Source organism: Lysobacter alkalisoli (genome assembly GCF_006547045.1).
Taxonomy (GTDB): Bacteria; Pseudomonadota; Gammaproteobacteria; order Xanthomonadales; family Xanthomonadaceae; genus Marilutibacter; species Marilutibacter alkalisoli.
On record NZ_CP041242.1, the window covers coordinates 3,752,505 to 3,772,730 of the forward strand.

Annotated in this window: 18 protein-coding genes; 11 read left to right on the forward strand and 7 right to left on the reverse strand. The window is 69.0% G+C overall.

Annotated features, from left to right (window positions below):
* The first annotated feature begins 115 nt into the window (after positions 1 to 115).
* The 4 genes from FKV23_RS16580 to FKV23_RS16595 are packed head-to-tail and all read left to right on the forward strand — an operon-like array spanning position 116 to position 4,126.
* On the forward strand, positions 116 to 745 hold the full coding sequence (locus FKV23_RS16580; RefSeq protein ID WP_141624859.1) for a hypothetical protein: 630 nt from the start codon (positions 116 to 118) through the stop codon (positions 743 to 745).
* Positions 742 to 1,248, forward strand: a complete 507-nt coding sequence (locus tag FKV23_RS16585; protein WP_141624860.1) for a hypothetical protein — start codon at positions 742 to 744, stop codon at positions 1,246 to 1,248. Before FKV23_RS16580 ends, FKV23_RS16585 begins: the two co-directional genes overlap by 4 nt.
* Entirely contained in the window at positions 1,248 to 2,090 is an 843-nt protein-coding gene (locus FKV23_RS16590; RefSeq protein ID WP_141624861.1) for a COG1470 family protein, read from the forward strand. The genes FKV23_RS16585 and FKV23_RS16590 overlap by 1 nt, the downstream gene beginning before the upstream one ends.
* A 38-nt stretch (positions 2,091 to 2,128) precedes the next feature.
* On the forward strand, positions 2,129 to 4,126 hold the full coding sequence (locus FKV23_RS16595) for a carboxypeptidase-like regulatory domain-containing protein (protein ID WP_167285347.1): 1,998 nt from the start codon (positions 2,129 to 2,131) through the stop codon (positions 4,124 to 4,126).
* Positions 4,127 to 4,158: 32 nt separating this feature from the next.
* On the opposite strand, the gene FKV23_RS16600 is transcribed toward FKV23_RS16595, so the two are convergent.
* From FKV23_RS16600 to FKV23_RS16610, 3 genes are all read right to left on the reverse strand, one after another.
* Positions 4,159 to 5,055 carry a 5'-nucleotidase, lipoprotein e(P4) family gene (locus FKV23_RS16600; RefSeq protein WP_167285348.1) on the reverse strand — a complete coding sequence of 299 codons (897 nt, stop codon included), beginning with the start codon at positions 5,053 to 5,055 and terminating at the stop codon, positions 4,159 to 4,161.
* A 104-nt stretch (positions 5,056 to 5,159) separates the two neighbouring features.
* Positions 5,160 to 5,801, reverse strand: a complete 642-nt coding sequence (locus tag FKV23_RS16605; protein ID WP_167285349.1) for an outer membrane beta-barrel protein — start codon at positions 5,799 to 5,801, stop codon at positions 5,160 to 5,162.
* A 229-nt stretch (positions 5,802 to 6,030) separates the two neighbouring features.
* Positions 6,031 to 8,013 (reverse strand): UvrD-helicase domain-containing protein, encoded by a 1,983-nt coding sequence (locus FKV23_RS16610; RefSeq protein WP_141624865.1) that lies wholly within the window; start codon positions 8,011 to 8,013, stop codon positions 6,031 to 6,033.
* Positions 8,014 to 8,616: 603 nt separating this feature from the next.
* Here FKV23_RS16610 and FKV23_RS16615 point away from each other — a divergent pair.
* From FKV23_RS16615 to FKV23_RS16625, 3 genes are all read left to right on the forward strand, one after another.
* Entirely contained in the window at positions 8,617 to 9,510 is an 894-nt protein-coding gene (locus tag FKV23_RS16615; protein ID WP_141624866.1) for a methylglyoxal synthase, read from the forward strand.
* Positions 9,511 to 9,647: 137 nt separating this feature from the next.
* The gene (locus FKV23_RS16620) at positions 9,648 to 10,271 is read left to right on the forward strand and encodes a thymidine kinase (protein ID WP_141624867.1); all 624 of its coding nucleotides are present in this window, start codon (positions 9,648 to 9,650) and stop codon (positions 10,269 to 10,271) included.
* Positions 10,272 to 10,358: 87 nt separating this feature from the next.
* Positions 10,359 to 11,072 (forward strand): SEL1-like repeat protein, encoded by a 714-nt coding sequence (locus FKV23_RS16625; protein WP_141624868.1) that lies wholly within the window; start codon positions 10,359 to 10,361, stop codon positions 11,070 to 11,072.
* A gap of 80 nt (positions 11,073 to 11,152) precedes the next feature.
* Here the strand turns inward: FKV23_RS16625 and FKV23_RS16630 are convergent, their stop codons facing one another.
* From FKV23_RS16630 to mutM, 3 genes are all read right to left on the reverse strand, one after another.
* Positions 11,153 to 13,981, reverse strand: a complete 2,829-nt coding sequence (locus FKV23_RS16630; RefSeq protein ID WP_141624869.1) for a serine/threonine-protein kinase — start codon at positions 13,979 to 13,981, stop codon at positions 11,153 to 11,155.
* 92 nt (positions 13,982 to 14,073) lie between these two features.
* Entirely contained in the window at positions 14,074 to 14,655 is a 582-nt protein-coding gene (locus FKV23_RS16635; protein ID WP_141624870.1) for an ECF-type sigma factor, read from the reverse strand.
* A 19-nt stretch (positions 14,656 to 14,674) separates the two neighbouring features.
* Positions 14,675 to 15,502: a bifunctional DNA-formamidopyrimidine glycosylase/DNA-(apurinic or apyrimidinic site) lyase gene (mutM, locus tag FKV23_RS16640; protein WP_141624871.1), complete on the reverse strand. Its 828-nt coding sequence runs from the start codon at positions 15,500 to 15,502 to the stop codon at positions 14,675 to 14,677.
* 170 nt (positions 15,503 to 15,672) lie between these two features.
* On the opposite strand from mutM, the gene FKV23_RS16645 reads away from it, so the two are divergent.
* The 4 genes from FKV23_RS16645 (at position 15,673) to FKV23_RS16660 (ending at position 19,701) form a co-directional block, all read left to right on the forward strand.
* Entirely contained in the window at positions 15,673 to 16,581 is a 909-nt protein-coding gene (locus FKV23_RS16645; RefSeq protein WP_167285350.1) for a CHAD domain-containing protein, read from the forward strand.
* 230 nt (positions 16,582 to 16,811) lie between these two features.
* Entirely contained in the window at positions 16,812 to 17,999 is a 1,188-nt protein-coding gene (locus tag FKV23_RS16650; RefSeq protein WP_141624873.1) for a DesA family fatty acid desaturase, read from the forward strand.
* Between the two features lie 620 nt (positions 18,000 to 18,619).
* Positions 18,620 to 18,952 carry an EF-hand domain-containing protein gene (locus FKV23_RS16655; protein ID WP_141624874.1) on the forward strand — a complete coding sequence of 111 codons (333 nt, stop codon included), beginning with the start codon at positions 18,620 to 18,622 and terminating at the stop codon, positions 18,950 to 18,952.
* Positions 18,953 to 19,032: 80 nt separating this feature from the next.
* Positions 19,033 to 19,701, forward strand: a complete 669-nt coding sequence (locus tag FKV23_RS16660) for an esterase (RefSeq protein ID WP_141624875.1) — start codon at positions 19,033 to 19,035, stop codon at positions 19,699 to 19,701.
* A gap of 140 nt (positions 19,702 to 19,841) precedes the next feature.
* On the opposite strand, the gene FKV23_RS16665 is transcribed toward FKV23_RS16660, so the two are convergent.
* On the reverse strand, positions 19,842 to 20,201 hold the full coding sequence (locus FKV23_RS16665) for a hypothetical protein (RefSeq protein ID WP_141624876.1): 360 nt from the start codon (positions 20,199 to 20,201) through the stop codon (positions 19,842 to 19,844).
* Positions 20,202 to 20,226 lie beyond the last annotated feature (25 nt).

Genomic DNA, 20,226 nt, shown 5'->3' on the forward strand with positions numbered 1-20,226 from the left:
CGGACGCGCGGGCAGGCCGTCCCGAAGCCGCCTGTCTGCCCCGTCCGCGAAGACGGCGGCCCGTCATGGGCCGCCGTCGCACCCCACCCCGATTGCACGCTTTCCCGGATCCCGCATGCACACCCGCGCGCTCGCGACCACGCTACTCCTGCTGATGGCAACGCTCTGGTCGGCACAGGCCGCGGCGTTCACCGTCAACATCAGCTCAGGCTCCCGCCAGCTCTACCTGCGGGTCGGCGACGGCGTCTTCAGCAGCGCCAATTACGTCAACGGCGGCATCCCAGGCAACGGAGGTTCGATCAACCGGGTCTCGGTAAGCGTGCCGGCCGCGGCGCTGGGCAACGGCACCGCGCTGGCGATGACCGGCAACGCGACCCAGAACACCAGCAATTACGACGGCTATGCGTTCTGCAATACCGGCCAGGTCTACGTGGGCGGGTTCTATCGCCGGCCGAACAACAATGCGAGCGTGGCGACGCTTACCGTCAGCACGCCAACCCACCTGGCCAATGCCGCCGGCGACACCCTGCCATTCAACCGGATCAGCTGGACCAGCAGCGGCAACGGCGATACCGGCGCCCAGCCGATTCCTGCGGGCGCTTTCACCGGCGGCCAGCAGACCCTGGCGACGTTCTCCCGCAACACCTGGAACGAGAGCTGCCTGAGCTTCAGCTACGCCAACACCGACGTACTCGCTGCCGGCGAGTACAACGGCCGCGCCACCTACACCCTGTCGGCGCCATGATGCTGCGCCGCCTGCCGATCACCGCCCGGCTTGCCGCCTGCACCCTGCTTGCCACCTTCCTGTACCTGGCCTTGGCCATGCACGACGCACAGGCCCAGTCGCGCAGCTACCCGGTCGACGACAGCGCCAGCCAGGTACTCGAACGACTGGTGCCGATGGAGTGGGACAGCACGCCCGGCTCAGGCGCCGCCTCGCACGCGGTGAGCGGTACCGTGACCGTGCTGGTACGGCTGGACGTGGCGCCATGGCGCGGCCGGCCGGGCCGGATCTACATGAGCCTGCCGCACCAGCCCAGCGGCCCGGTCACCGCGACCTGGACCACCCGCGGCCCATTGCTGCCCGGCGTTCTGCGTGCGGGCGAGCGCCAGCTGGTCTACGCCGGCCCCATCGATACCGCCCTCATCGAAGACACGATGCGCCTGCACCTGCAGGCCGACGGCCGCCGCCTGGGCCGCAATGAGCAGCTGGATTTTTCGTTCGAGATCGAACCCGGAGCCCTGTGATGACCTGTTTCCGCCTCCGCGTACGCGACCTGCATCGCGCCTGCCTCCCGGCCGTAGCAGTGCTTGGCGTGCTGCTGCCGGGCCTGCTGCTGCCGGGCACGAACGCGCATGCGGGCGAATTCGCGATACTGGCCTCGCCCCCGCGCATCGAGGCTCGAGCCAGGCCCGGGGAGACCTGGCGCAGCATCGTCGAACTGACCAACGTGGCCCGCAGCGATACGCCGCTGACAGTGATGACGGCCGATTGGACGTTGGATGCGTCCGGCAATGCGCAGTTCGACGATGCGCTGGCCGACGGCAGTTGCCGGCCCTGGGCCGCCATCGAGGCGCGCGAGTTCAGCCTCGGGGCCGGCCGCAAGCGCCGCTTCCGCTTCGAGGTCGACGTGCCTGCCGATGCGCCACAGGGCGAGTGCCGTTTCGCGCTGATGTTCGAAGGCGCGCCGCAGGCCGCGCCGGGCGATGTACCGGTGCCGGTATCGGGCCGGCTGGGGATCATCGTCTACCTGGCCATCGGTGACGCCGCGCCGTACCTGGCCGTGGCCGGCCACCACGTCGCGATGGTCCAGGGCCAGCGGCTTCCGGTACTGGAAATCAGCAATACCGGCGATGCCCACGGCCGCCTGGACGGTTACCTCAACGGCACCGATGCCGAAGGCAGACGTATCGCCCTCGCCCCTTCGAGTCTGCCGATCCTGGCCGGCGAGACCCGCGCCATCATCCTGTCGCCGGTGCAGGACGACAGCGGTACGCCGGTGCCGGCGATCCATTATCCGCTGACCCTGAAAGGCCGCCTCGACGCCGGCCGGCAGCGCGTCGACATCGACTTCGTCGTCCGGCCGTGAAGGCCGTGCGCCTGCCGATGCCGCGGCATCCGGCGACGATGAGCGCACTCGCTTCGGCGGTCGCGCTGTTGCTGGCGACACTGCCGGCCGGCGCCGATCCGGCAGACGATCCGACAGACGACCCGCCGGCCTACCAGGACCGGGTGATCGACCCCGCATCGCTGTCGAAGGCGTCCGACGACGACGCGGACACGGACTACGACGCGAACGGCCTGCCGCGCGCGTTCCACGCCGAAGCGGCGTACAGCCACGGCAGGTTCGGCGACGATACCTACCGCGAACACGGCGTCTCGGCCGGCGGCTTCCGCGAAACCGGACACCACGGCACCCTGTCGCTGCAGGCGAGCCTGTCCCGTCGCGACGACACCCGCGCGAACGCATCCCCGACCGGCAGCGCTGGCGACGAATGGCGCGGCGCGGCCACGCTCTGGCAGCGCAACCTCGCCATGCCCGGACAGTGGTCCGGCGACAACGGCCTGGGTGTGCTCAATACCCCGGCACTGCCGCTGCAGCGTAGCCAGTACCGCTTCTTCCTGCCCAGCGTGGCCTTCGCCGGCGCCAGCAGCGAATGGCGCAACACCGACTCGGGCCTGCGCCTGCAGGCCGGCGGCGGGCGCATCGGCCATTTTACCGGCACCCGCCTGCTCGGCTTCGAACTGGACGAGGGCCACGTCGGCGCCATCGGCGCGCAATGGCGCTGGGCCCCGGGCTGGACCGGCGCCGTCACCGCGTTGAGCAGCGACGGCCGCCTGGTCGCCGGCGACCAGGGCCAGGCAGTGATCGAGGCGAACACCTCGCACGCCGTCCATGCCGCCACCGCCTGGCAGGGCACCCGCGACCGGATCCAGCTGAACCTGCTGGCCAGCGACGCCGACGCCGGCGCGGCGAACGGGGCATGGATCGATGCCAGCGCCGCCCGTGGCCGTTACAGCCACAACTACGGCGCCTTCTACCTGGGCGACGATCTCGCCTGGGGCAGCTATCCGATCAACAACGACGTCCGCGGCGGTTACTACCGCATCGCCTATCAGTTCGCCCGCTGGAGCTGGAACGCGGGCCTGGACCGCATCGAGTCGATCTCCGGCGACAGCTTCGATGGCACCTATGCCAACGCCCATGTCCGCTACCAGGCCAGCAGCCGCCTCGGCTACGGCGGCAGCCTGAGCCTGCGCGACGGCAGCGATGACGCGGTCGGCGCCCAGCTGTTCCTCGACGCACGCAACGACTGGGGCAACACCCGCCTGCAGGTCGACGGCGCCAGTGCCCGGAACGGCAACGGCCAGAGTGGGGACCGCGACAGCTGGCAGCTCACCCTCGATCAGGCGTTTCCGGTCGACACTGGGAGCCGACTGTCGGCGTCGTTGTCGCATGGTGAACTGTCATACGACGGCCGCCCGGCCACGCGCAGCACCGGCCTGGCGCTCTACGGCGGCCAGGACCTCGGCGACCGGCTCGCGATCGATGGCCAGGTCCGCTGGACCCACGGCAATGGCCCCGACGCGTTGCGCGGCTTCAACGCCAACATCGGCATCAACTGGCGTCTGGCCCGCCACTGGTCGCTGGCGGCGACGCTGTACCAGAACCAGGGCGCGCGACGTTCTCCGTTCCAACTCGACCCGCTGGCGAACGACCCGCTGTTCGTCGACCTGCCGCGCGAACGCTCGGCCTTCCTGGTGCTGCGCTACGAGCGCGAGGCCGGGCGCCCGCGCGCGGTGATCGGCGGCGCCCCGGGCGCTGCCACCGGCCACGTCGCCGGCAGCGTCTACCTGGACGACAACAACGACCGCGTCCGCAACGCGGCCGAGCTGCCGGTCGCCCACCTCACCGTGATCCTCGACGGCCGTTACGCGGTGCGCACCGACAGCGCCGGGAATTTCGAGTTCCCCAACGTCGCGGTCGGCCGCCACACCCTCACCGTGCTGGCCGACAATCTGCCACTGCCCTGGTTCTTCGACGACACCGAGGCCGAGCGCCAGATCGAGCTCGAGGTCCGCCAGGACCTGCGCATCGACATCCCCGCCACGCGGCCGCGCTGACCGCACGACGCCGGAGGCAAGGCCGAGATCGGTCAGGGCGCGACGTCGAGTGCGGCACGCTTGGCTGCGCGGCGTACTTCCAGCGGCTGGCTCCAGTCGTTGTTGAAGGTCGCCGGTTCCCACGAACCGTAGGTCGGGTTGGGCAACATCCACCAGCGCTCGCCGAACCAGTCGCCGTACTCCTCCAGCAACGCGGCGCGGCCCTCGGGCGTGTTGCTGACGACCTCGACGAAGTCGCCGAGCTGGTCGCCGAACTGCATCAGCACCCGGTACTCGCGCCCGGCCAGCCGCCGTCGGCATTTCTTCTCGCTGCCGTGCTGCTCGCAGCCCTCGACATGGGTACCGAGGCCGAGGAACACGCTGTCGTCGGCGACCGGCAGGCCGACCTCACGCAGGTTGGCAAGGGTCGCCTCCTGCAGATGCTGGGCGCGGTTGGACAGATACAGCAGGGTCACGCCCTTGTCCGCCGCGGCCCTGGCGAAGTCGACCACGCCCGGCACCGGCTTGGCCTTCTTCTCCGCCACCCAGGCCGCCCAGCTGACCTCGTCGTAGCTTTCGCCATCGCGCACCAGCCGCGCCTGGTAGGGCGAGTTGTCGAGCACGGTCTCGTCGATGTCCACGATCACCGCCGGCCGCAAACCCGCGCCCGGGTTCTCGCGTTCGGCCGGCACCAGCGCATCCCAGTTCGGCTCGGCCAATGCCTTGTCGAGGTGGTCGGCGGCGGCCTTGAACGTCTGCGTGGTCAGCATCCGGTACTCGGCCGAGGTCTGCACCCACAACACCGCATTGAGGTTGTCGTCGGCGGGGACGGCTTCGGCGCTGTCCGCGGCGGTCGGCGACGCTTGCGACGGGACAGGCTCGACGCGCTTGCAGGCGACGAGGGCAAGGGAACAGGCCAGCAGGGACGCGGCCAGGAGATGGGGGCGCATGACGGCTCCGGGATCCATGGAAACGTCCGAGTGTAGCGGCCCTGGATTTCAGTCGATGTGCGGGGCCTGGAATCCGGCCCCGCACGTGCCCGTGACCCGCAGGCTCAGAAGCGCAGTTCCAGGCCGAGGGTGTTGGTGGCAGCGGTGCCGTAGTCGTCGTTCCAGTCGCCGCTATCGGAGCTGGAGAAAGCGTAACCGCTACGCATCACGCTGACGCTGAAATTGGGTGTGACATCGAAACCGATGCCGGCACCGAAGTAGGCGCCACCGCCATCATCGCTGTGGGACCCGGAATAGCTGTCGATGATGCTGCCCTCGAAATACGAGGTGCTTTCGAAACTCACGTCCTGCTTGTAACCGATGTATCCGGCGCGCAGGATGGCGAACCAGCGGCTGCCCTCGCCGAAGCTGAAGCGCGCATTGGCACCGATATGGGCATAGCGGGCCTTCATGCCGACGCGCGCATGACCGGAGTCGGTGTAACCGTTGCCCCAGCTATGCGCCTCGTGGACCTCGTTGACCCTGCCATAGCCGGCCTCGACACCGACCTGGGTGACCGCTCCGGCCTGCCAGCGGTAACCGCCGCTGATCGCGTAGGTACCGGCCGTATCGTCGCCGAAATCGATGTCGTGGTACTTCGCCTGGCCGACCTGGCCGGCGACGAAGAAATTTCCTTCTGCGTGTGCGGCCGGCACGACGGCAGCGCATGCGATGGCGACCAGCGCCATGCATCCATGTTTGAACATGTTGTCCCCTGATGTTGATGTTGGTGACGAAAGCCGTTGCAGCATCCGCCTCCCGCGATGCGGGCGCGGCATTCTAACCGCAGACGGTGCAGAACCACGGAAGGCCCAGCCCCCTGAGTCAGGGGGCGATTCGCGCCGCAGGCGCGAATGGGGGTATGGCAGTGCACGGCGGGGTCCAAGGTTTGCGCTGCAGACTTCGGGGATTCCCGGGCACAGCCCGGGAATTGCCTCAACCTTCTTCCAGCAACGCCCGGATCGCGGCCAGCCCGGCCTGAGCACGTTCCTGCTTGCGCGCGGCGTCGGCTTCCGGGTCGGCACCGTCGCGCTGGATCTCGGCGGCGGGCAGTTCGTCGAAGAAGCGGCTTGGCTGCAGGCGGAGGCGGTCGCCCCAGCGCTGGGTCTCGCGGCAATGCGACAGCCACAGCTGTTCCTTGGCACGGGTGATGCCGACGTAGAGCAGGCGGCGCTCCTCCTCCAGGCTGCCTTCCTCGACCGCGACCTCGTGCGGCAGGGTGCCGTCGTCCATGCCGACGATGAACACATAGCGGAACTCCAGTCCCTTGGCCGCGTGCAGGCTCATCAACCGGACCTGGTTGCCGGCCTCGCCCTTGTCGGCGTGCGAGAGCAGCGCGAGCTGTGCGGCGAGTTCGCCGGGACCGCTGCTCTTGCCGCCTTCGAACCAGTCGGCCAGTTCTTCGAGGTTGGCCTTGCGGCGCTGGAACGTCGCCTCGTCCTTGCACTGGGCGCGGATCGCGGTGAGCAGGCCGCTCTTCTCGGCCAGCACCCGCACCAGCTCGGCCGGCGGCAGGCGCTGCGCATCGCCGCGCAGCGAGCGGATGATGCCGATGAAGCCATCGAGCGCATTGCCGGCCCGCGGCGCGAGCTGCTTGAGCACGCCGACCGACTCGGCCGCACGCGACATCGGCATGTGCGCCTTCTGCGCCATCTCGGCCAGTTTCGACAATGTGGTCGCACCGACCTCGCGCTTCGGCGCCTGTACCGCGCGCAGGAACGCCGCGTCGTCGTCGGGGTTGGCGATGAGCCGCAGCCAGGCCAGCGCGTCCTTGACCTCACCGCGTTCGAGGAAGGCGGTGCCGCCGGTCAGGTGGTAGGGCACCTTCAGCAACTGCAACGACTTCTCCAGCGCGCGGCTCTGGTGGTTGCTGCGGAACAGGATGCAGAAGTCGCTCCACGGCGCCTGTTTGGCGGTGGCGATGAAGTGGATCTCGGCGGCGACCTTCTCGGCCTCGTGGGCGCCGTCCTTGCATTCCCAGATGCGGATGCGCTCGCCGTCGGCGTTGTCGCTCCACAGGGTCTTGAGGTGCTCGTGCGGGTTGTGCGCGATCAATGCGTTGGCGGCGCGCAGCACACGGTTGGAGCAGCGGTAGTTCTGCTCCAGCTTGACCACTTTAAGCTCCGGGTAGTCGGTACCCAGGGTCAACAGGTTGTCCGGGTTGGCGCCGCGCCAGGCATAGATCGACTGGTCGTCGTCGCCCACGCAGGTGAACAGACCCTTCGGGCCGGCGATCGCCTTCAACAGCCGGTACTGGGCATCGTTGGTGTCCTGGCACTCGTCGACCAGCAGGTAGCCGATGCGCTCGCGCCAGCCCAGGCGCGCATCCTCATCGTTCTCCAGCAGCTCCACCGGCAAGCGGATCAGGTCGTCGAAGTCGACCGCGTTGAAGGTGGTCAGCCGCGCCTGGTAACGCGCGTACAGCTGCGCGGCCTCGATCTCGCGCTGCGAACGCGCCACCGCCAGTGCCTGCTCCGGCGACAGCCCGGCATTCTTGGCGCGCGAGATCAGGTTGCGGGCGTTGTCGAGTGCGTCGGGCTTGCTGCCGGCCGGCAACAGGTCCTTGATCTGGGCGGCGGTGTCGTCGGAATCGAACACCGAAAAACCGCGCCGCAGCCCGACCTTGGCCTGGTCGATCTGCAGCATCTTCAGCCCCAGCGCATGGAAGGTGCAGACGGTCAGCCCTTCGGCCGCATCGCCCCGGATGCGCTTGGCCACGCGCTCCTTCATCTCCTTCGCCGACTTGTTGGTGAAGGTGATCGCCGCGATCCGCCGCGCCGGCATGCGGCCGGAAGCGATCAGGTGGGCGATCTTCTCGACGATCACGCGGGTCTTGCCGCTGCCGGCGCCGGCGAGCACGAGCAGGGGGCCGTCGGTATGCAGGACGGCGGCGCGTTGGGGGGGGTTGAGGCCGTGCATGAGTGTTCCCTGGAGCGGGCGACAGTGTAGCGGCCTTGCCTGGCCAGGAGATTATTTGGTTCTTCGCCCAATCGCGGGGAAAGCGCCGGGTCTGTTGGAGGACCGGGCGCCGGGAGCGAAGGCCCTTGGATGCGAATGTCCCCCGGCACCGGCCAGGGCCGGTGCCTCCTCCTTGATTTCGCACCCAAGGGCCTTCACCCCCGGCGTTCCGACATGACCGGTGGTTCCAGAAGCGCACTCCCAGGGAGGGCCTGCTTCGCGTTCCAGCGTGGCCACGCGATCCCGACGTGGCCTGCCGGCCTTGACGGCGAAATCAAGGAGGAGGCCGCCGCCACGGGCGGCGGCCGGGGGACATTCGCCGTCAAGGCCGGCAGGTCGCGTCGGGACAGCCAGGTAGCGGCGAAAAGTAGCGGCGAGAACCGGCGATCGAACGCAAGCGGCGGCACCCACGCCTTCGCTGAAAGCGAGCCCCCCTCACTTGGGAGAAGAGCCAGAACAGAGCCCTCACTGCGCCCGGGATGATGTGCTTCGTCAGGCAGCGAGCGCTTGATCGTCGTCATTCGCCCGTAGACTGGAGCTCCTCCACTTGTTCCGGAGCCGCCGATGCGACTGGGCCTGGCCGCCAACCGTTTGCACCACGCTACCGAAGACGCCGCATTGTTCCGCTGGCTGCGCGCCTGCGAGTCCGGCATCCGCGAGCTGAAACTCGACCTGCACGCGGTCGGCCGCACCCATGACGCGATCGCCGCGGCCGGCATGCTTGGCGGCTACCCCGGCCTGCGCCGTTATCCGTACGGCCGCGAGGGCGGGCTGATGAAGCTGGTCGCCGAAGTGGTCGGCCTCGACGACGGCAACCCCGATGGAAGCCGCACCCTCGACGGCGCGATCTACCTGATCGACCCGGTCGACCCGTCCTCGACCTTCCCCGAGGCGGTCGCACTCAAGCGCCAGTGTGTGATCCACGGCAAGCCGTTCGTGTCGACGGTGGCGTCGGCGCGCGACTTCATCGAACTCGAGCGCATCCACGCCGGCTTCGCCCCCGATCCCGGCGCCGACCGCTTCTTCGACCATCGCGGCCAGACCCTGGCGCTGATCGCGCACGACGCGATGAAGGCCTCGATGCTCGACTTCGCCACCGCCCATTTCGACCTGCTCTCCGGGTTCGCCCGCCGGGTCGGCACCGGCACCACCGGCCAGCGCCTCAACGAACTGGCCTGGAGCCGCGGCTGGCCGGCCGACACGCCATGGGTGGACCGCTACAAGAGCGGCCCGCTCGGTGGCGACGCGCAGATCGCCGACCTGGTGCTGGAGCGGCGCTGCCAGCGGGTGGTGTTCTTCGAGGACCCGCACGTCGCCCGCCAGCACGAGGCCGACATCCAGCTGCTCGAACGCGCGGTCACCACGGTCACCGACGACGCGGTCTGCGTGACCTCGCCGACGATGGCGGCGCGCTGGGCGGAGGGGGTGGCGAAGCGGGAGATGCAAAGGCCGCTCTGAGAGGACTTGGGTGTCATCCTGGGTGACGCGAAATCGGTTCACGCAATGTGTCCAGGCGCAGCCGGGCATCGCCCCACGAGCAGGCAACAACGGCTTCGGTCGAGACGGCCCGGCACGCGCCGCCCTAAAATGCGCGGATGGCCAAGCTCTACTTCTACTACTCGGCGATGAACGCCGGCAAGACCACCACCCTGCTGCAGTCGGCGCACAACTACCGCGAGCGCGGGATGCAAGTGGCGATCCTGACCCCGCGGCTGGACGACCGCGCCGGGGCCGGCCGGGTCGCATCGAGGATCGGCCTGCAGTCGGAGGCGATCGCGTTCGAGCGCGACGACGACCTGCAGCGGCGGGTCGAGCGCGACATCACCACCCACGGCAAGCTGCACTGCGTGCTGGTCGACGAGGCACAGTTCCTGTCCAAGGCGCAGGTCTGGCAGCTCAGCGAAGTGGTCGATGCGCTGCGCATCCCGGTGCTGTGCTACGGCCTGCGCACCGACTTCCGCGGCGAGCTGTTCGAGGGCAGCCAGTACCTGCTGGCCTGGGCCGACGAGCTGACCGAGATCAAGACCATCTGCCACAGCGGCAGCAAGGCGACGATGGTGGTGCGCGTCGATGCACAGGGCCGCGCCGTGCGCGAGGGACCCCAGGTCGAGATCGGCGGCAACGACCGCTACGTGTCGGTGTCGCGTGCCGAATACAAGAGAGTGATGCGGGGCGAGGGCACGATCGATCCGCTGCAACCGCCGTTGTCGCTGGACTGATGCCCCGAAGACCCCATGACCTTCCACCTGCGACGCTGGCACCGGCGGCATCGTAGAGTCCGCACCGTGAGACAAGGAGGAACACCTGTGCGCACGCTGTTGCTGCTGGCCTGCCTGCTATGCACGTCCCCCGCCCTGGCTGCGGGACAGGCCGAGAATCTCGAAGCCGGTTTCGATCCGGCAGTGATGACCGAAGGCTTCCTTGCCGCGCACCCGGACCTGCGCTGGCGCGGCGAAGGACTGCATGCCTACGGGCAGGCAAACTACGAACTGGCGATGACCCGGCTCAAGCGCGCCGCGCGCTATGCCGACAAGCCCTCGCAGGCGATGATTGCCGAGATGTACTGGAACGGCATCGGCGTGCCGCAGGACCGCGCGCTGGGCTATGTCTGGATGGACATCGCGGCCGAGCGCCATTACCACGATTTCCTGGTGCGCCGCGAAATCTATTGGGATGCGCTGTCGGAGCATGAGCGCGCAGCCGCGGTCGAGCGTGGACAGGCCGTGCTGGCCGAGTACGGCGACGATGTCGCAAAACCGCGCCTGGAACGGGTGCTCCGGCGCGAGCGGCGCCGGATGACGGGCAGCCGCACCGGTTTTACCGGCTTCCTGACCATCGTCCCGAACACCGGCCCGATGTCGGACATGGGCATGACCCTGCGCGGCGACCAGTACTACGCGAAGAAGTACTGGGAACCTGAGTACTACTGGGCGATGCAGGACATTCTCTGGAAAGCCCCGCTGGAAGGCCGGGTGGACATCGGCGACGTGGAAAAGCTGGACGAGCCGCTGGACCCGTAGCATCGAACGGAATCGCTCCGGGTCCCGGCCAGTTGCGAACTTCAGCTCCGAGCTCCCGTTCCGAGCCTCCAGCCCCGAGCTCATCTCCCCCCGCAGCGTCCGCGTGTGGCCTCGATCTCGCGCCTGAGCGCACTGCCGTCGGGCTGTTCGCTCTGCAACCGGCTCGACAGCTGGTCGAGGGCGGCAGCACCGGCCTCTGCTTCGCCGTTGCGGCAGCGTGCCTCGGCCACCGCCACGGAAGCCTGCCAGCCGATCGCACGCCGGCGGTGATCGAAACGGGCCTGGTCCTGCCCGCGAGCGATCGCTTCGAGCCGCTCCATCGCCTGCAGGTCGCCATCGAGTGCGCGCAGCCGCAGCGACACGACCTCGACACGCAGGGCGTCGGGCTGCGTCTCGCCGTAACGGCGCTGGGCCAGCACCATGGCCTGCTGCAGCCGGGCCTGGCCGACCAGGGTATCGCCCAGCGTGATCTCGACATCGCCGAGCAGCCAATCGACATCGTTGCCGGCATCGGAGTCGACATCGGCCAGCGCGTTGCGCAGTTGCTGCGCCTCGACCAGCACCGGCCGTGCCGCGCCGGCGCGTCCGGCTGCTCGCAGCACATCGGCCAGCGCCACCAGCGAACGGATCTCGGCTTCGGGCTCACCGGCGCTGCGCGCGATCTGCAACGCCTCGCGAAGTTCGGCCAGCGCGGTGGAAAGGTCATCGCGTTCCCACGCGAGCCGGCCAAGGCGGATGTGGTCGGACACCAGCTCGGGATGACCGGGGCCAAGTCGTGCCCGGCGCAGGCGGTGGACCTCGCGCAGCTCGATCTCCGCCTCGTCGAATCGGCTGGTGTCGAACAGCAGCCCGGCCAGTTGGCCGCGCACCCCGAGGGTCTCCTCGTGGCCGGGGCCGTGTATGTCCAACGCGACCTGCAGGGCCTGCCGCAGGGTTTCCCGGGCCGGCTGGAACCGCCCCGCCGCCGTCTGCAGTGCGGCCAGTTCGCGACCAAGCCGGATATTCAGCACGTGGGCGGGCCCGACCCGGTCGTGAAGCTGCGTGCGGGCCAGCTCGTAGGCCACCAGCGCGGCCGCCGGATTGTCGTCGGCCTGCAGCACGGCCAGGTCCATCAGCACCTCGACCGTACCGGCCTCGTCGCCGCCGATCGCCCGGCGCACGACCAGCGCGCGCTCGAACGACTGCCGCGCACCCTGGCGCTCGCCGACCGCATGCCGGCAATGCCCGAGCTGGACATGGAAAGCGGCGACCTGCGGCGGCAGCCGCGCCTGTTCGCGGCGGACCAGCGACTGTGCCGGCTGCATCGCCTCGATGCAGGCTTCCGGCTCACCGAGCAGCCGCAACACCCGACCGCGCTGGGTCAACGCTTCCAGCTGCAGGCTGTTCGGGATGTCCGCGGTCTGGCCGATGATCTCCGCCTGCTGGTCGAGCAGGATCTGCGCTTGCGGGTAGTTGCCCAGACCAATGTGCAGGCGCGCGATCACCCCGAGCAGTTCGGCGCGCGCGCGCGGTTCGCGCGCGAGTTGCTGGTTGCCGCGCGCGACCGCGTCGTCGAGCAACTGGTCCAGGTCCATCGGCTCGCCGCGGCTGCGGCCGCTGGCGTTCTCGAACAGACCGACCATGAAGTCCTGCATCGCCTGCGCGCGCGCGGCTTCCGCCACCGCCTGCTGCGCCTGCCAGGCGATCAGCGCCAGCGCGGCGGTCAGCGCCGCGGTCGCCAGCAGCGCCGAGGCCAGCGCCCAGCGGTGCCGGGCGACGAACTTGTGCAGCCGGTAGCCGAGCTTCTGCGGCCGCGCCAGCACCGGTCGTCCGGCCCGGTAGCGGCGGATGTCCTGCGCCAGTGCCTCGACCGAGGGATAACGCTGCTCGGGCCGCTTGGCCAGGGCCTTGAGCGCGATGTTGTCGAGGTCGCCAGCCAGCACCCGGCTGTGCCGCCGCTGTGCCTGGCGGTCGCGCGCGGTGGCGGTGTCGCGCAGCACCCCGACCGAGGGCCGGAGCGGGTCGGCGGTGAGGATGGCTTCCTCCCACTCGGCGTCGCTGTGGCGCTTGAGCCGGTACGGGCGGCGGTCGGTCAGCAGTTCGTACAGCACCACGCCGAGCGAATAGACGTCGGTCATGGTGGTGACCGGCTCGCCGCGGATCTGCTCGGGCGCGGCATAGTGCAGGGTGAAGGCGCGCATGCCGGTGCCGGTCTGTTCCCGCGCAGTGGCCGCGCCTTCGGACAACCCGCTGTCGAGCAGCTTGGCGATGCCGAAGTCGAGCAGACGGACCTCGCCGGCCGGGGTGACCAGGATGTTGGACGGCTTGAGGTCGCGGTGGACGATCAGGTTGGCGTGGGCATGACTGGCCGCCTCGCAGACCTGCAGGAACATGCCCAGGCGCTGTGCCAGCGGGATCCTGTTGTCGCGGCAATAGTCGGTGATCGGGGTACCGTCGACATACTCCAACGCCAGGTAGGGCAGCCCCTCGGCGCTGATGCCGGCATCGAGCAGGCGGGCGATGTGCGGATGGGCGAGACGGGCGAGGATCTCGCGCTCGCGGGTGAAGCGCAGGCGCAGGTCGTGGCTGGTCAGGCCCGGGCGCAGCAGCTTGAGCGCGACCCGGCGCTGGTACAGGCCGTCGGCGCGCGAGGCGAGCCAGACCTGGCCCATGCCGCCCTCGCCGAGCAGGCGGTCGAGCCGGTACGGCCCGACCTCGCTACCGCTGCCGACCCCGGCCGGCGGCATCACCAGCGGTTCGGACAGGAAGTCCCCATGTTCGGCTTCGAGCGCGACCAGCGCCTCCAGCTCCCCGGCCAGCGCCGCGTCTTCCCCGCGCAGTTCCTCCAGCCGCCGGGTGCGCGCCTCCGGCTCGAGTTCGAGCAGCGCGTCGAGCAGCGGTGACAGGCGTTGCCAGCGTTCGGCGTCCATGGAACCGAGTGGAGAGTGGAGAGGAGTGAGAAACGAGGGAGAAGCGAAAACCGCCGTGCCTTCACTCTCTTCTCACTCCTCTTCACTCTCTCCTAGTTCTCTTGCAGCGAGGCCAGCAGGAACAGCCGCGCCTTCTGCCAGTCGCGGCGGATGCTGCGCTCGGAGCGTTCGAGCAGGCCGGCGATCTCCAGCTCCGACAGCCCGCCGAAATAACGCAGTTCGACCACCTGCGCCAGCCGCTTGTCGACATTGGCCAGCCGGGTCAGTGCGGTGTCCAGGCCCAGGGTTTCCTCGTCCAGGCGCAGCCCGCCATCGAGATCTTCGGGCAGGTCGGTGACCCGGTGCATGTCGCCGCCGCGCTTCTGCGCCAACCGCTGTCGGGCGTAGTCGACCACCACGCTGCGCATGGCCGAAGCGGCGTAGGCAAAGAAATGGGCACGATCGTCGAACTTGGCGTCGCGGCGGCCGATCAGCTTGAGGTAGGCCTCGTGGACCAGCGCGGTGGCGTCAAGGGTATGCCCGTGCTGTCCGGCCAGCTGGCGGCGGGCCATCGAGTGCAACTCCCGGTACAGGGTGGCCAGCACCGAGTCGAGCGCGCCGCGGTCGCCGTCGCGGGCGGCGCCCAGCAGTTGAGTGATGTCTGCGGCCCGCGCAGGGGTGTCGCCGATCTCCATGGGCGCGAATATAGCGCGTTCAGCGCTGGCAATGGCCGCACCAGACCGTCGCGCGCTGGCCGATGCTGGCCTGCCTGAACGCACGACCGCAGCGCGGGCAGGGTTCGCCGCCACGGCCGTAGGCCAGCAGTTCCTGCTCGAAGTAGCCGGGCGCACCGTCCGGGCTGATGAAATCGCGCAGGGTGGTGCCGCCACGCGCGATCGCATGGCCGAGGATCGCCTTCACCGCAGCGGCCAGCGCCGCATAGCGCGCGCGCGCGACCCGACCGGCCGCGCGCAGCGGCGAGATGCCGGCCATGAACAGGGCCTCGGCAGCGTAGATGTTGCCGACCCCGACCACCACCGCCTGATCCATCAGGAAAGTCTTGACCGGCGCGCGGCGGCCGCGGCTGAGATTGAACAGGTAATCCCCATCGAAAGCCGTCCCATCGAACGCATTCGACAAGGGCTCCGGGCCGAGTCCGCGCAGCAGTTCATGCACTTCGCCCGCCGGCTGCCAGAGCAGGCAGCCGAACCGGCGTGGATCGTTGAAGCGCAGCACCCGCCCCGAATCGAGGGCGAGGTCGACGTGGTCGTGCGTGCGTACCGGGGTGTCGGCCGGCACCACCCGCAGGCTGCCGGACATGCCCAGGTGCAGCAGCGCGCTGCCAGCGGCGGTGTCCAGCAGCAGGTACTTGGCACGCCGGCGCACCGCATCGATGCGCTGGCCGGGCAGGGTGCGTTCGATCTCGGCCGGGATCGGCCAGCGCAGGTCGGGGCGGCGCAGCCGCACGGCGGTGACGCGGCGGCCCTGCAGATGCGGCGCCAGGCCGGCACGGGTGGTTTCGACTTCGGGCAACTCAGGCATGCGTGACTGTTCGCAATCCGTGCGTGGCCGTCGCCGGAGCGGCAGGCTCGCAGAGCTCAAGGACGAGCGGGGAAGTGTATGCCGATACGTGACCGGGCGATGCTGCCGCGCTGCACGCGGACAGCGCCGAAGGTATGCTCGATTCTCCTATCTGCCGCGCGGTATCGACCATGTCGAACCCGGAAGGCAATGACCCGGAACATGTCAGCGGGCGGCCATTGCCCGGCCCCGCGCTGCGTCGTCATGCCCACACCGAGCTCGATGCCGCGATCGACTGGCTGACGGTCGACGATGCCGGCAAGCGGCGCCTGCACCGGGGCGTGCACCAGGGCCGCAAGGCACTGCGCCGGGTCCGGGCCACGCTGGCGCTGGGCCGGCCGGCACTCGGCCCGGGCGCGGACATGGTCGATCGCGAGCTGCGCCGGGTGGTACGCAGCCTGGGCAAGCTGCGCGACGGCCAAGCATTGGTGGAAACCCTCACCCGCCTGCAGGCCGGCTGCGACGATCCGATAACCGTATCGCACCTGCGCGGTGTTCGACGCATGGCGAGCCGGCGCCGTCGTGCGCTGGCCGATGCAGCGCTGGCCGACGACCCTGGCCTGACCGACCGCCGCGCCGTGCTGGCCGCCCTGGCCGGCGCCCTCGATACCCTGCCCTGGGCGGCAGTGTCCATGGAGATCGTCCATACCGCCCTGCAGGCCAGCGCAACCACAACGGCCAAGACGCGCGCGCGGGTCGCAGCCAGCGGGCGCGATCGCGACTGGCACCGCTGGCGCCGACGGATGCGGCGGCAGTCGCAGCAGCACACGATACTGGCCAGGTGCGGCATCCCCATCGCGAGCGGCGCGGATGCAGGGACACCGGTATCGGGCAAGGGCATCATCGACGAAGGCCGCGCCGACAAGAGCGACGTGGACAAAAGCACCGCGGCCCTGCTCGGCACCGCCCAGGATCTGAGCCTGCTGCTCGAACACTGCGGACGTAGCGGCGGCTTCGGCAAGGCCGATCGCCATGCCCTGGCACGCTATGCCGAAATCGAGCTGGCGAAGTTGCGCGAACGCATCCGCCACCGTGCCTGAGTATCCGGAGCGCCCATTCAGGCACCCGGTCACGCACGGCATGTGAACGCCACCCCTCCCACGACCATCGTCGTGCCGCCATACCGGAGCGAACGGTCACGCCCGGGTGGCATGATGAGTACAGGGCTGGCCGCATCAAACGTATCGGTCCCGCCTTCCCCGCCGGCAGTCGTGGTTGACACGGCTGCGGACGGCGCCATTTACCCGGACCCCGGTCCACGGAGTTCCAGATGCTCGCTTCACTGCTCGACTTCCTCGCCGGCGGCCTGATCCAGGCCAGCCTCGGCACCCTCGTGATCTATTTGCTGGTCGCGACCCAGCTGACCATCCTCTCGGTCACGTTGTATCTGCACCGTTCGATGGCGCACCGCGCGGTCGACTTCCATCCCGTGGTGGCGCACTTCTTCCGCTTCTGGACCTGGTTGACCACCTCGATGATCACCCGCGAATGGGCGGCGATCCACCGCAAGCACCACGCCAAGGTCGAGACCGCGGACGACCCGCACAGCCCGCAGGTCAAGGGCATCGGCAACGTGTTCTGGCGTGGCGTCGAGCTGTACCGCGAGGCACGCGGCGACCGCGAGTCGATCGAGAAGTACGGCAAGGGCTGCCCGGACGACTGGATCGAGCGCCACCTCTATACCCCGCACGCGACGCTCGGCCCGACCCTGCTGCTGTTCATCAGCTTCGCCCTGTTCGGCTTCGCGGGCGTCGCGGTATGGGCGATCCAGATGGCCTGGATCCCGTTCTGGGCCGCCGGCGTGGTCAACGGCCTCGGCCACTGGTGGGGCTACCGCAACTTCGAGAGCGCCGACACCTCGACCAACCTGACCCCGTGGGGCGTGTGGATCGGCGGCGAGGAGCTGCACAACAACCACCACGCGTTCCCGTCGTCGGCCAAGTTCGCGCTGCGCAAGTGGGAGTTCGACATCGGCTGGGCCAGCATCCGCGTGTTCGAGAAACTCGGCTTGGCCAAGGTGCTGCGCGTGGCGCCGTCGCTCGACGTGCGCCCCAACATCGCCATGCCCGACGGCGAGACACTCAGGGCGCTGCTGGCGATCCGCTTCCAGGCGATGACCGACTACTACCGCAACGTCACCCTGCCGGCGCTGCGCGAAAGCCGCGGCGGCAAGTTGCCGCTGGCGTTGCGCCGTGGCCTCGCCGACGGCGGCCGCTGGCTCGACGATGGCAAGCGCGAGCGCCTGCAGGCCTGGCTGGCCGAGCGGCCGAAGATGGCGACCCTGGCCGAGTACCGCCAGCGCCTGGCCCACGTGCTCGACGACCGTTCGCACGACGCCCAGGCCACGTTGCAGCGGCTGCAAGCCTGGTGCGCCGAGGCCGAGGCCAGCGGCATCGCCGCGCTGGAAGCCTTCTCCATGCGACTCAAGGGCTACACGCTGGCGCCGGCACGCGGTTGATCCGGTCCGCCCCGAGTGCATCACCGAAGCCCGCGCAATGCGCGGGCTTTTTATTGGTTCTTCGCCCAATCGGGGGAAAGCGCCGGGTCTGTTGGATGACCGTTGCGCCGGGGGCGAAGGCCCTTGGATGCGAATGTCCCCCGGCACCGGCCAGGGCCGGCACCTCCTCCTTGATTTCGCACCCAAGGGCCTTCGCCCCCGGCGTTCCGACATGACTGGTGGCTCCAGAAGCGCACTCCCGGGGAGGGCCCGCTTCGCGTTCCAGTGTGGCCGCGATTCGACGTGGCCTGTCGGCCTTGACGGCGAAATCAAGGAGGCCGCCGCCCCTGTTTCCGGAGATTGGCACCTTCCCGCCGATCATCGCCTTCGCGAACACGAAGGCTTGCCGCTCCGGATGGTTTTTCATCAAGCACCGACAATGTGTCCAGAAGCCGGCGGCCAGTGCGTTGCGGGACCGTCCGCGACATGGATGTCGCGGAAGAGCCCCATGGATGGGTTCACGCGTGTCCCGCAACGCACTGGCCGCCGGCTTCCCCGCAAGCCCCGCAGCTCCATGGAAAGCAAAGAAACATTTCCAGAGACACCTGAAAACCCACGCACGAATCCGGTAGCCTGCCGCCATGCGCCGTCACATCGCCCTCACCGCCCTGCTGCTCGTCACGCCCCTGGCTCATGCCCAGGTCCAGGCCACCGATGAATACCTCGCACGCATGGACACGGATGGCGACGGCCGGGTGTCGCTGGAGGAATACCTGGACTGGATGGGCTACGCCTTCGAGCAGATGGACCGCGACGGCGACGGCGTGCTGAGCGCCGACGAGCTGCCCGGCGGCAAAGGCACGCCGGTCACCCGCGAGGAACACCGCCAGCGCCTGACCGAACGCTTCCACAGGCAGGACCGCAACGGCGACGGCCATCTCGATGCCCGAGAACTGGCCGCCCCGCCGCTGTAACGGCGCATTCGACCAATGCCTGCATTGCCTGCCCGCGCGGCTTGCCTCAAAGTGCGGGAGTCCGTCCAGCACAGAGCGCCATGAAGCAGAACGATTCCCTGGCCGACCGCATGCAGGCCGGCATTGCCGGTTTCGTCTCGCAATGCCGCGACTACCTCGGCATCGGCGGCAAGGTGCGCCGCGAACCGGTGCGCGATGCCGATGAACTGCACGCGTTCATCAACAGCCGCGCCAGCTTCATCGCCCAGACCAGCCTGTACGGCTACCTGCGCACCCGCGCCGGGATGCGCTATCCGGAGTTGTTCGACGACGATGTGTTCGTGGCCTCGATCAACATCGCCAAGTGGCACATGTGGCTGGCCTGCGTGTCCGACCTGACGGTGTATGCCGGCGGCCTGCTGGTACACCGCGGCATTCCGGAAGAGCAGACCGGCGCGTTGATGCGGCGGACGGTCGAGGACATCCTCGTCGCGACCGGCGTCCCGGCCGAGGCCGACGCAGAGTTCCCCGCCCACGCCGAGCGTGTGCGTGCGCGGATCGCACTGACCCCGTGGCACCAGGTCGAGGACGGTGAAGGCTGTTTCCATGAAAGCCCCACCGCGCTGGTGAAGTGGGCGCCGGTGGTCGAGAACCTCAAGCGGTTCGACGAAGAGGTCGTGCGCAACTCGGTGCGTTTCCATTGGAAGGACGTGCGCGCCGAACTGCGCGGGATGCTCGACGCCGATGCGATCGCGCGCAGCCTCGACTGACGCCCGGACAAGGCCGAAGGCCGGATCCGGGGCGGTTAGTCCCCGGGTGCGCTTCGCTTACCCGGGCTACGGGGTGCCGAACGGGTTCATGCCGCCTTTGTCCCGGGTCCGGCCTTCGGCCCTGCCCGGGCTGCATTCGCTCAGCTGCCCAGCAGCAGGTGCCAGAAGTAGCGCAGCGCCTTGGTGATCTGCCCCTCCAGCGGGAACGACAGCATGCCCATCACCGAATAGCCGAGCAGCCAGGGCATCAGGTAGAAGCGGGCCATGAAGAAGAACCAGGCCACGTACAGCGGCACCATCGCCGGGACCAGGAAGCCCGGGGTGATCGGCTTGAACAGCCTGATCAGCGGATCGGTGACGCGGATGAAGAAGCGGCTGAAGAAGAACTTGCTGTCTTCCGGCAGGAAGATGCGCATGCCGAAGCGGCCGATCAGCGTCCACATCACCATGCCCAGCAGGTAGTCGATCACGACTGCGTACAGCGGTACTTCTGTAATCATCTCGACTCCGGAAACTCTCTTGCCC